This window comes from Lysinibacillus sp. NPDC093712, assembly GCF_050280025.1.
GTDB lineage: Bacteria > Bacillota > Bacilli > Bacillales_A > Planococcaceae > Lysinibacillus.
Genome location: NZ_JBNNUU010000001.1, coordinates 628,195 through 640,805, shown reverse-complemented (window position 1 = coordinate 640,805; position 12,611 = coordinate 628,195). Strand labels below are relative to the sequence as shown.

The window sequence follows — 12,611 nt, the reverse complement described above, 5'->3', positions numbered from 1 at the left end:
AAGTATCATTATAAATTAAATTGAATAAATTTTCTGCATATAATATTTTTACATATAAAAGCACACACATCAATTATTTATTTTGTGTGTGCTTTCTCATATGTTAGTTAATTGTTGATACTTTTCTTGAAGGCATTGCTAATCCAATAATGACACCAATTACAGCCGGTAATATCCAGCCTAAACCGATATCATATAAAGGTAAAACATTTGAATACAACTCAGCTACTGAATCCAACAGGCTTAATTTTGCACCTGGAATGCTATTAACGAGTGCATTGTAGCCATCGATTAGGCTAACGAAAAATGTTAAGAACATCGCAGATGCATAAACTGTTTGCTTATTGTTAAATAGCGAAGAGCTTAAAGCAAGTAAAATAAGGACAATCGCAAGTGGATATAAGAACATCAACACTGGAATCGCAAATTGAATAATATTATTTAAACCAAAGTTGGCAATTGAAAATGACACAACACACAAAATGAAAACAAACCATTTATAGCTTATTTTCGGGAAAACTTCATGGAAAAATTCACTACAAGAAGTAATTAAGCCAATACTCGTTTTTAAGCAAGCTAGCACAATAATTACAGCCAATAAAATCGCACCAAATGAGCCAAAATAATGGTCTGCTACTGCTGCGAAAATTAATCCACCATTTTCAAATGTTCCGACAGCCTCAATACTCGATGCGCCCATATACGTAATGAGCCCATAAATTAGTGTCATTAAAGCCATTGCAAAGATACCTGATGTCCATGTTGCCTTGGCAATTTCTTTTCTATCTGTAATACCTGCACGTTTAATAGCATTGATAACGACGATACCAAATGCTAGTGACGCTAGTGCATCCATCGTATTGTAGCCTTCTTTAAAGCCTGTCATAAAGGAAGACTGGATATAATCACCGATTGGCTGTTGGAATTGACCCATCGGCTTCACAATACTGATAATAATTAAAATAAATAATACAACTAGAAAAGCTGGTGTTAACACCTTACCTATATAGTCCATAATCTTCGCCGGATTTAACGAGAAATAATAGACTATTGCAAAAAATATAAAGCTAAACAGAGCTAGTAAAATTGTTGTATATTCCGCATTGATATACGGTTCAAAACCAACGACAAATGGTACTGTAGCAGTTCGAGGAATTGCAAAAAAGGGACCGATTGTTAAGTATAGCGCTAGTGAAAAAATAACGCCAAATAAAGGATGAATACGGCTCGCTAAATCACGCAGACCATTACTGCCCGATAAACCAATCGCTAAAATGCCCAAAAATGGCAAACCGATCGCGGTAACTAAAAAGCCGATCAGTGCAAACCAAAAGTTTGTTCCTGCAAGTTGTCCAAGTTGAATTGGAAAAATAAGATTCCCCGCTCCAAAATACAGTCCAAATAACATCGTTCCTATGACTGCATAGGTAGAAAAAGGTATTTTCTTTTGCATAATTGATGTACTCCTTAGATGTGTTTAACTATAGCAAATTACCTTGGCGTAGTTGCGTCCAGATTTTTTCGAGTTTGCTCGAAAAGCATTTTTAAAATCTGTAATAGCCGCCGGGGCTTTAACCTGATTCAGACAAGTTTAAGCTTTCACTTAATTCAGTGGCTATTTGGTTCGTCCCACTTATAGAAGTAGAGGGGTTGCTAAAACAAGTTAAATCGAATGAATTTTCACTACAATTTCACTATGGTAACAGGCATTTATTATAAAAACAATAGTTTTTGCGTAGTTGATTGCTAATTGTACAGTTACTAGCTAATAAGTAAAAGTAAAAAATGAAAAGAGCTGTCAGAAGACAGCTCTTAGTTTGCAACAGACCATTCAATATGGTTTAAAAAATTGTACACGTCTTCATAAACTTTCTCACGTTCTTTATCTAATGTGATAATATGACCTGAATTTTCATACCAAATAATTTCTTTATCATCTGTTTTAACTGTATCTAAAATAAACGGAGCGCTTTGTTGATATAGCTCATCGTCTAATAATCCTTGCAGTACTAAAGTTGGAGCTTTAATTGCTGGTAAATCTTCACGCGTTTCTTCAGTTAAGCGTGTAACGCCATCTAAAGAATCTTTTGGTGTAATTCGTAACTCATGTAACTCAGAGATAATTTGGTCTTTTGATTTATTTTCAAAATGTTTATATAGTCTTGCGTAGTTATATAAACGTGTAAATAATCCTTTTGAGCTATCGCGTGTTATCGGCGCACACATGGCAACAACTCCTTTAACAGGAAATTGCTCTGCTACTTTTAACGAAAAGACACCGCCAAGTGAAATTCCTACTACTGCGATTTCTTCATGGCCTTTATTTTTTAGGAAGTTGTAGCCTTCTACTACATCATTCCACCAGTCTTCAGGCTTTGTTTCAAGTAGGGCTTCTGGTTCTACCCCATGACCACTATAGATAGGTGCATGAACAGTATAACCACGTGTTGATAAAAATTCCCCTAGCTTTTTCACATCTTTTGTGCTACCTGTAAATCCATGCAGTAATAGTACGGCTTTTTTGCCTCCCTCAATTGTTAGAGGTTGCGGCTTTGTTAACTTCATTTTATAATATCCCCTTCACGGAAATTTGTATTTGTGTATTTTATGTGTCTATCTTAACACCCTTTATTCATAATGTACAATTTATAGTTTTTATCGTTTCGATACTTTTCATGCATGAATGATGTAAGGTTGAAGCCTTGTATAATCACCATTTAGGGATGGTTAAAAATTATAAAAATTACTTTATTAAAATTCCTTTGTCATACTATACAAATTTTTTTTCCGTTGCCTATACTTCCTATACTTTTACCGTTATAATGCAGGTAACTAATAGTAATACTATTATTGGAGGTGAAAAAAATGGAATGGCAACAATTGGAGTATTTTGCAACAGTAGCAAAGCTTGAACATATGACACGTGCTGCGGATGTATTAGCTATTTCACAGCCTGCACTTAGTCGCTCAATCTCTAAGCTTGAGGAGGAATTAGGTGTTCCTTTATTTGACCGCCAAGGGCGTTCCATCATGCTAAATCGTTATGGAGAACAGTTTTTATATCGTGTGCAGCGTATGCGCAAAGAATATGAAAAGGCAGTTTTAGAATTACAAGAGCTTAATAATCCTGAGCTAGGAGATGTGTCACTGGGCTTTTTACATACACTTGGAACAAGTATTGTACCTGATTTGATCCGCGCCTTTCGTCAGCAACACCCGCAAATCCGCTTTCATTTCACACAAAACTATTCACACTCACAATTAAAGCAATTACTTGCAGGTGAGCTTGATCTTTGCCTACTTGCAGCTATTAACACTGAACCCCCTGTATGCTGGAAGGAACTGTGGCGAGATGAGCTTTACATTATGGTGCCAATTGATCACCACCTTGCCAATCGTAAAAGCATTACAATGAAGGAACTGGAGCATGAAAACTTTGTGCTTATGAAAAAAGGCTATGCATTGCGCCGTACTGCAGATCGATTATTAAACGCAGCAGGCATTAAACCTAAAATTACCTATGAGGGAGATGAGGTCTCGACCGTTGCGGGATTTGTAGGAGCCGGCCTTGGCGTATCACTACTACCTGATGATGAAGATCTTAATCCAAAAAAAGTCGTAAAAATTCATGTTGAAGATATGGTCTGTGAACGTATTATCGGGATGGCTTGGATTGAAAATCGTTACCTTTCCCCTTCCGCACGACAATTTCAGAAATTTGTTTTTGATTATTATGAGAAAATGGGACCTTCAAGGAACAACGACTAAAAGCGGAAGGATGCTTTATAGCATTCGTCCGCTTTTAATTTTATGATTTAAAAGTTATTGTAGGAAACTAATTATTTCCCTATATATTTTATTTGATAAGAAAACATATCCGTCGTGTCACCGCTAATTTCAAATAACCCTTGCCTAGCCATGGTGAAAATTCGATATTCTAAAAAGGCTTCGCTTATATAGTCCTCGATTTTATTGAAAGTTCGCCCAATGACGCTCACTGGTGAAAGCCATAGCTCCTCGTTGTTAGCTTGTAAATCTTTTGCACATTCAATAATAGTTGCATCGTAAATGTCCTCATCTGCATGAACAATGCCATTTTGCCAAACTCGCAATGTACTTGGATTTTGCTTTAGCTCTTCCCATTCTTTAGCAAGTCGCCGACACTCCTCGAGTGTAAACCGTTTAGCATCAGATCGAAGTTTCATAAGCAAATCCGATGATAGTTCTCCAGTATGGCGAATAGACATATCTGGGTGAATTCGCTTTAAAGCTGCGGTTGTATCTATTCCAAATACCATGCTGCATTTAGTTACAAACTCACTCATTACATAACGCAAACCAATTTCTTCATGTGAATTTTGGCTATACCAAATCCAAACATCCAAATCACAAGGGATGCCGGCGATTGATTTCGTCCACTTCTTATGGATGTCCTCGTATAATTCTTTTTCTTCGATATCCTTAAAAACATTAGATTCTAACCAATTTTTTCGATTTTCCAGGCTTGCAAGTGGTCCGATTGAGAAAACATCATTGACACAAATCACCGACTCTTCTCGCTGTAAATGGTGTTGTCGTATCGCGTGTTTAATAGAACCGTGTGTAGACAAGCTAAAGGTAATATGTAAAATTGCCATATAGCCTCCTCCTTTTATTGTTTACTTAGTGCAATTTGTATGCCGATAAAGGTAAATGGTATGCCTTGTACAATATGCAAGCGTTTAGCAATTGCTGGCTTCTCTATAATGACTTTTCTAACTTTCCTTGCAAAAATACTAAATAACGAGAATAAAATCAGTGCCTGCACTAAAAATACCATACCCAAAATAAGCATTTGTAACGCCAGATGGTCGTGTATTGGATTTACAAACTGTGGCAATAGTGCTAAGAATAATAAAGAAACCTTTGGATTCAACACATTCATCAAGATTCCTTTGCGATACAGTAAACCAAAAGCTTGAATATTTTGTTGCTCCAATGTAAATGGATCGTCTTTTACTCGAAATGATTGCCATGCTAAATATAATAAATAGGCGGCACCTGCAAATTTGACAACGGAAAAGAGGAAAAGATAAACGTCGATTGATAAATAACAGCTGAAATTCCTATAACTGAAGCTCCGATATGAACAAGCAAACTTGTACATAGACCTAATGAAGTAGCAATGCCTGCCTTTTTATCTTGTGTAATGCTTTGCGCAAGGACAAATAAATTGTCCAGCCCTGGCAATTACCGTTAATATGCTTGCTGCACCTAAAAACGTTAGTAACGTTGAAAATTCCAATTATTCTCCTTCTTTCCAATTCTTTTAGAAAAAACCATAATTAGAATGGTTGTATTTTCATTATACTACACGACACTCGCTACTTTAATTGTGAGTTTATGACTATATATAGAATTTTTACAAAAAATTCATTGTCTCAACTAATGCTCGTTCACATAACATTTTTCCTCGTCCATGCATTATAATGAAAATTAATACTATATTTTTAGTCCATATTGTTTGAAGAAAGAGGTGATTCGTCGATGGCAGTAAGCGATATTGTTCAAGAATTGGAGGACGAGCAAGGGAATGTCTTTTATAAAATGAAAACACATGATATCGACGTTCAAGCAATGCAATCCTCTGGCCTGGCACCAGTTATTACCTATCGGATTGGCGAAAAAGATATCACGGACGATATCCGAAATTTACGTTTCAACCCAAGACCCCCGTCAAGTTATATACGAGATTATGATGAATTTCAATCAATGCTATACGCAAAAGAGCAACGCGCCATCAACCAGCTCTATGAAAAAATGAGCATTAAGCCAAAAAATATGACAACAGGAAAACAAATATTGTGGAGTTTCTTTGTGATGATTTTGGCGATGTTACCTTTATTTGTTGCCATTTGGTGGTTTAAATAATTCGTTTTTCTATTTGTCACTTTAAGAACGTTTTAGGACATCCCCTTTTTTGTAGACTGTTCGCAACTTCAGCATTTTGTCCTCATTTTTACAGAATTTTTCTATTCAGCTTGACAGACACACAGAAGTAGTGCATTCTTTATTCAATTACTAGTACGAACGAGCGCCTGTAGTCATTTTATATGGTACGGACCTCTCTACAATAATCAATACCAAGAAAGCGAACGAAGACTAGTACGTAGAAACTAATTGCTTAGAGAGCGATGCCCACCGGCTGCAAGGCATTGTACAAAAAAGACTACTGAACCTACTTCGTGAAACGTCCTAGCCAAACTAGGCGCAGTCTCAAGCGTTATGAGGAAAGTGGAATATCTCAAGATATTCAATGTAGGTGGTACCACGGAAAGCAAACCTTTTCGTCCTAATTTTTAGGATGAAAAGGTTTTTTTATTGTTATTTAACAAACATTTTCATGTGGTAAGGCAAGTGGCGACCACGATTGAAGAACTGGAGGAAATGTGATGGAAAGAAAAAGAATGGTTGTAAAAATTGGCAGTAGCTCCTTAACGAATGCAAAAGGCGAAATTGACAAAGTACGCTTAATGGATCATGTGCAAGCTATTGCAGAATTAAAAAAATGTGGCCATGAAGTTTTACTTGTATCTTCAGGTGCTGTAGCAGCAGGCTTTAAACAATTAGGCTACCCTTCTCGTCCAGTGACAGTTAAAGGGAAACAAGCTGCTGCTGCAGTCGGCCAAAGTTTGCTTATCCAAACATATCATGCGCTATTTAGTATTTATGATATTATGCCTGCTCAAATTTTACTTACACGTACTGATTTTTCGAAAAAAGAACGCTATAAGAATGCTTATGCAACATTTGAGGAATTGTTAGAACGTGCTATGCTCCCAATTATTAATGAAAACGATACTGTATCTGTCAGTGAGTTAACATTTGGCGATAATGATATGCTATCCGCACTTGTAAGTGGACTTGTTCATGCAGACCAGCTCATTATCCTTACAGACATCAACGGCTTATACGATGCAAATCCCAATAAAAATCCCCAAGCAAAACGCATTGATCGGTTAACAGAAGTAACAGATGAAATGCTTGGCTTCGCTGATGGTGCAGGTTCAAAAGTCGGAACAGGTGGTATGGAGTCTAAACTATTGGCAGCGCGGGCAGCTTTAAATGCTGGTGTTAAGGTGTTTATCGGCACGGGCTACGGTGCACATAAGCTCGTCGATATTATGGATGGTCATGGAGATGGGACATATGTTGAGCATGAGGCGCTCGCTATATTAACAAATAATAAACAGTGGATTGCACTTACGGAAATTTCTGGTAAAATCTTTGTAGATAACGGTGCGGAAATTGCCTTATTAGAAAATGGTAAAAGCTTACTACCAGCTGGTGTCTACCGTGTTGAAGGAGACTTTGAACAAGGTGACGTTGTAGAGGTTTATAGTGAAAATAGGCTTATTGGACGTGGCGAAGTTTTATACTCATCACTTGAGCTAGCACATGCGATGGGAAAACGGACCGATGAATTAACGAACTATCCAATAGAAGTCATTCATCGAGACAAATGGCTAAAAATACAAACGAATTAGGGAGGCATAAAAATGACGAGTGAAGTATATCAAAAAGGACAACGCGCAAAGGCAGCAAGCTATGTATTAAATATTAAAACAACTTGCGAGAAAAATGATGCGTTAACTAAAATTGCTGAGCAACTAATTATCGATCAAGATTTGCTAATTGCCGAAAATTTAAAGGACTTAGCAAGTGGCAAAGAAAAAGGTATGCCCGCTTCAACACTTGATCGCATTATGTTAAACAAGGACCGAATTACAGCAATGGCAGATGCCATTCATTTACTTGTCACATTAAACGACCCAGTTGGCACAATACTTGAGCACATTGACAAAGATAACGGCTTGCATATTGAAAAGCGTATGGTACCAATCGGTGTGATTGGCATGATTTATGAAGCACGACCAAATGTGACCGTTGATGCAGCAACATTATCGTTGAAAACAGGCAATGCTGTTATTTTACGAGGAAGCTCTTCAGCTAAATTTTCAAATATAGCGCTTGTTGAAAGTATTCACCGAGCACTTGAAAAAACGGCTATCCCTGTTGATGCAGTTCAACTAATCGAAGATACGAGTCGTGAAACTGCAAAGGAATTATTCCATTTAAAAGAATACCTCGATGTATTAATTCCTCGTGGTGGTAAGGCTCTTATCGATTTAGTCGTTCGTGAAGCTTCAGTGCCAGTGCTTGAAACTGGAGCAGGCAATTGTCATATTTATGTTGACCAAACTGCTGATTACATAAAAGCAGAAAGAATTTGTCGAAATGCTAAAACACAACGTCCTTCTGTTTGTAACGCTGCTGAAAGCTTACTTATTCATCCGGATTGGTTTAATGAATACGGAACAAAGCTGCTAAACGCTTTGCACAAAGCAGATGTAACAATTATCGGTGATGCAACAGTTTGCCAAGCGGTAGATTTCGCACAGCTCGCTACAGAGGAAGATTTCGCTACGGAATACTTAGATTTAAAAATAAGCGTAAAAGTTGTCGAAAACGTATTTGAGGCCATCGAGCACATTAATCAATACGGTACAAACCATTCGGAAGCCATTATTACCGAAGATCAACTTGTAGCAGATACATTTTTAAATAATGTAGATGCGGCAGCCGTTTACCATAATGCCTCTACTCGCTTTACAGATGGTTTTGAATTCGGCTATGGCGCCGAAATTGGTATTAGTACACAAAAATTACACGCACGTGGACCAATGGGCTTACCTGCATTAACATCAACAAAGTATTTTATCCATGGGAATGGGCAAATCCGCGAGTAACGATTATTTCCAATATAAAGATCCGACAGTAGACCACACTGTCGGTTTCTTTACTAACATGATAACTAAAAAAACAGTAGCTATTGAATAGCTACTAGAAAGAAGGTTTGATATGAATATTTCTGCAGTAATAAAACTTACTGTATCGATGGCCATTTTCGGCTCCATCGGCTTTTTCACTATCCATACTGGCGTACCAGCTATTGAGCTAGTCTTTATCCGTTGTATTTGTGCTACCCTCTTTCTTTGTTTCTTATGGCTAATGACAGGTGGCCATAAAACCGAAGTATGGGACAAAAAAGAAATAGCGCGTACGCTTCTATGCGGTGTCTTTATCGTCTTAAACTGGGTATTTTTATTTAAAGCATTTGAAGAAATGTCAATCTCGATTGCCATTTCAATTTATAATTTGGCACCTATATTTGTGCTTATTTTAGGGGCTCTGTTGTTAAAGGAAAAAATGACTGTACAAGCGCTTGTCGCAACATTGACTTGTTTTATCGGTAGTATTTTTATTATCGGTTTACATAATTTTATTTCATTGTCTGAATTTATGCAGTCAGGCTTCGTTTGGGCACTACTCTCTGCTTTGTTTTATGCATTTACAATGTTAACGAGCAGAACGATTAAAAATTTAAGCTCCTATGCATTAACCTTTATACAAACGACTGTTGGTATCGTCATACTATTACCTTTTGTGGACTTTTCACTATTTGAAGGATTAACTACAACGAATTGGCTTTATATTTTAGGTACAGGCTTTATTCATACTGGATTCGTTTATTATTTATTTTTCGATAGTATCCGCAACCTATCTACTATACTAGTTTCTGTTTTAGTATTCGTAGATCCAGTCGTTGCTATTTTATTAGATATGCTATTGCTCGATTTCATGCCTAGCATTATGCAAACTGTTGGCATTGTTTTAATTTTCGGGGGGATTTTTTATACAATTTATATCCCTTATCAAAAAGCTAAGCTAAAGGAATAAATTTTCTATCGTAAGAGGAGGAATTGTATGCGTAAACTATATGCAATCGGTGAGCTGTTAATTGACTTTACCCCTACTGAACAAAGTGACTCGCTTTGTTCAGTAGAACAATTCACAAAAAATGCTGGAGGTGCTCCTGCCAATGTGGCCGCTGTCTGTGCAAAAATGGGACAGCATGCTGCCTTACTATCACAGGTAGGTCAAGATGCATTTGGGGATTTTTTAATCAAGACAGTCAAACAAGCTGGCGTGGATGCCCAATATATTGCGCAAACAATTGAAGGTGAAACAAGCCTCGCCTTTGTTTCTTTGTCAGCAAATGGAGAGCGTGACTTTTTATTTTACCGTAGAAATGCGGCTGATTTACTATATCGACCAGAACAATTGCCAGCTAATTTACTTACAGCGAAAGACATCCTCCACTTTTGCTCGGTGAACTTGGTGGACAGTCCGATGAAGCAAACTCATGAGTCAATCATTGAGCAAGCACATCAGGCGGGGAGTCTTGTATCTTTTGATCCAAATGTGCGACTACCTCTGTGGCATGATGCTGAATTATGTCGACAAACGATTTTAAATTTTATTCCGCGCGCGCATATCGTGAAGCTTTCTGACGAGGAACTATCGTTTTTAACGCATCTAGACGATGAACAACATGCCGTTCAATCATTATTCCAAGGGAAGGTCCAAGTTATTTTCGTGACCCATGGTGCACAAGGCGCTAGTCTTTATACGAGGCAACTACATGTAAAAGCTGCTGCTGAGGTTGTGCAAGCAATTGATACAACAGGTGCAGGTGATGCCTTTATCGGAGCCATCTTAAGTATTTTGTTGCAGAAAAACATAACAGCACAGACAGTCGAAGCATTTTGCGAAACGTTTGCTACACCCCTACTTTCCTTCGCCAATCGATATGCCGGCGCTTCCACAATAAAACATGGCGCCATTGCATCTTTTCCAACGAAACATGATGTCCCAGTATCATTTTAAACAACAAACTCCATTTTTGAAAAAATCAAAATGGAGTTTGTTTTATCGATTTCTTCAAAATCCATACATATTCTATCTTTCATTAATGTACCTACTAACTGGCAAACACGAACATGTTTAGGGTGAATTTATTAAGGTTACATAATCTTACAAAGAAATACGCTTCCTTTTATTCTCTTCTTATTCATTTATATTAAATATTTTATACTCTCGCTTTCTATATTATCACTAGACAAAAAATATAAAATCACTATAAAATTTAATTATCCTCACTGTCGTCGCAGGAACATAATTCAACACTATAACTTAATATTCTTCATTTACTTCATATGTTTATGAAGAGTATCACCGAATTAAACACAAATATAAATTAGTCGCTACTTAATTAAATTAGTTTTATGGAAACGAGCAAAAATGTGCTTGTACACTATTTCAGGAAGTACCGTCTCATAAAGTTATTTAGTCTCTGTCGCACCAGTCTGAGGTTATAGTAAATAATGGATGTACACTACCTCTACTTGAGTGTCTTTGTTATTTATTAAAACCAAGCCGATTTAAAAATAAGAGCATTCAAAATTTAAAAATGCGACACTAGTGAGTTAATTTGAAAGATAAGGAGAAGGATAAAATGGAAAAAAAATCGTCGATAAAAACGTACAAATTTTTCACGGCCCTTTTTGCTTTCGCTTGTATTCTCTTTATTACAAATAACAGCGCATCAGCTGAGTTAAGTCAACATGCAAAAGAACAATTACATCAACAATATATAGAAATTTTAAACGAAGTAAAATCCACTTATACATGGGGAGACGGTCTAGTAGGTATTGAAGTTTCTCCAATTGAGGATTTTGAAGAAGAAGCTTGGGTTTCTCTAGAAGAGTTTAAACAACGAGCAATTGAGAGGGTACAATCTAGCGTTGTTGAGATTCCTTTGAAAGGATTCGAAGAAGATTGGACATCAGAAGAAGTATTTAAACAACAAGCAATTGAGGTTACACAAGCTAACGCCGTAGCAGCTCTTTCAAATACAATAACGCCATTCTCTACTACTTCTGCATCACGTATGGTTAGAGTTATACATGGTTCAACTCCTGTTGATATAGCAGTATCTGCAACTTTTACAACACAGCTAGCTGGTAGTCGTCAAATATTTGCTAGCTATTCTAATTTACGCACCACTGCTTCAGAAGGTTATTTTAACCGAACAGGAGTAAACGCTCGTATTACTGGTCTAGGCAGTAATTACGCATTTACGATTGGTGGAAGTTTAAATTATCTTGGTTTTACAACTAACCATACATTAAATACAAACTTTATATGTTTGCCAACGGGTGTAGTTTTATAACATAAATCAAAGCAGATTACTTTATGAGACATCTAATGAACAAAAAAGAGTAGCCATCTATTTTTATTAAAAGTCAAGTAAATGTTTATAAAGCTCTATAACTAAATAATTCAATACAATGTCACACATTATATAGGGTTAACAGGAAAGGATAGATGAACAGGGAGATTACCTGCTTACATCTATCCTTTTAAGATTGATGTTGAAAGACAAAAAAGTTGGTAACAAAAAACTCGATCCATTAGCTGTGTGGCTAGTTTATTGCTACACTAAATGATTCAGAAAGAGTTTCACCTAATAATTGTTAAATGTGTTAATATAATTACAAATGATTTATGAAGCAGTTACAATAACTTTGTTGATTCAGATGCATATAAAAATGATTTTATCTATTATGTGGTCAAGTCAGATTTAAGTTGTTTACAACGCTAAGAAAAGAATAGTTACCAAAAGACGCTTTGGTTGCATTTTCATTATTCAACAATTGGTGCTGAGT

General features: G+C 36.6%; 10 protein-coding genes and 1 pseudogene. 7 read left to right on the top strand and 4 right to left on the bottom strand.

Going from position 1 to position 12,611, the window contains the following annotated elements:
* Positions 1-103 precede the first annotated feature (103 nt).
* Both brnQ and ACQKNX_RS03255 read right to left on the bottom strand, forming a co-directional pair.
* Positions 104-1,453: a branched-chain amino acid transport system II carrier protein gene (gene brnQ, locus ACQKNX_RS03260; protein WP_427427547.1), complete on the bottom strand. Its 1,350-nt coding sequence runs from the start codon at positions 1,451-1,453 to the stop codon at positions 104-106.
* Positions 1,454-1,812: 359 nt separating this feature from the next.
* A complete protein-coding gene (locus tag ACQKNX_RS03255; RefSeq protein WP_427427546.1) occupies positions 1,813-2,565 on the bottom strand; it encodes an alpha/beta hydrolase in 753 nt (250 codons plus the stop codon).
* 300 nt (positions 2,566-2,865) lie between these two features.
* Here ACQKNX_RS03255 and ACQKNX_RS03250 point away from each other — a divergent pair, with 300 nt between their 5' ends.
* Positions 2,866-3,768 (top strand): LysR family transcriptional regulator, encoded by a 903-nt coding sequence (locus tag ACQKNX_RS03250; protein WP_340824840.1) that lies wholly within the window; start codon positions 2,866-2,868, stop codon positions 3,766-3,768.
* A 71-nt stretch (positions 3,769-3,839) separates the two neighbouring features.
* Here the strand turns inward: ACQKNX_RS03250 and ACQKNX_RS03245 are convergent, their stop codons facing one another.
* Both ACQKNX_RS03245 and ACQKNX_RS03240 read right to left on the bottom strand, forming a co-directional pair.
* On the bottom strand, positions 3,840-4,637 hold the full coding sequence (locus ACQKNX_RS03245; RefSeq protein ID WP_427427545.1) for a DUF1835 domain-containing protein: 798 nt from the start codon (positions 4,635-4,637) through the stop codon (positions 3,840-3,842).
* Between the two features lie 14 nt (positions 4,638-4,651).
* Positions 4,652-5,284, bottom strand: a pseudogene (locus ACQKNX_RS03240) (LysE family translocator).
* Between the two features lie 242 nt (positions 5,285-5,526).
* On the opposite strand from ACQKNX_RS03240, the gene ACQKNX_RS03235 reads away from it, so the two are divergent.
* From ACQKNX_RS03235 to ACQKNX_RS03210, 6 genes are all read left to right on the top strand, one after another.
* Positions 5,527-5,910, top strand: coding sequence for a sodium:proton antiporter (locus tag ACQKNX_RS03235; protein WP_427427544.1), 384 nt, complete (start codon positions 5,527-5,529; stop codon positions 5,908-5,910).
* 521 nt (positions 5,911-6,431) lie between these two features.
* A complete protein-coding gene (proB, locus tag ACQKNX_RS03230) occupies positions 6,432-7,526 on the top strand; it encodes a glutamate 5-kinase (protein ID WP_427427543.1) in 1,095 nt (364 codons plus the stop codon).
* Between the two features lie 12 nt (positions 7,527-7,538).
* Entirely contained in the window at positions 7,539-8,789 is a 1,251-nt protein-coding gene (locus ACQKNX_RS03225; protein ID WP_427427542.1) for a glutamate-5-semialdehyde dehydrogenase, read from the top strand.
* A gap of 112 nt (positions 8,790-8,901) precedes the next feature.
* On the top strand, positions 8,902-9,780 hold the full coding sequence (locus tag ACQKNX_RS03220) for a DMT family transporter (protein ID WP_427427541.1): 879 nt from the start codon (positions 8,902-8,904) through the stop codon (positions 9,778-9,780).
* A gap of 27 nt (positions 9,781-9,807) precedes the next feature.
* The gene (locus ACQKNX_RS03215; protein WP_427427540.1) at positions 9,808-10,770 is read left to right on the top strand and encodes a carbohydrate kinase family protein; all 963 of its coding nucleotides are present in this window, start codon (positions 9,808-9,810) and stop codon (positions 10,768-10,770) included.
* Positions 10,771-11,398: 628 nt separating this feature from the next.
* Entirely contained in the window at positions 11,399-12,115 is a 717-nt protein-coding gene (locus tag ACQKNX_RS03210) for a hypothetical protein (protein WP_427427539.1), read from the top strand.
* Positions 12,116-12,611 lie beyond the last annotated feature (496 nt).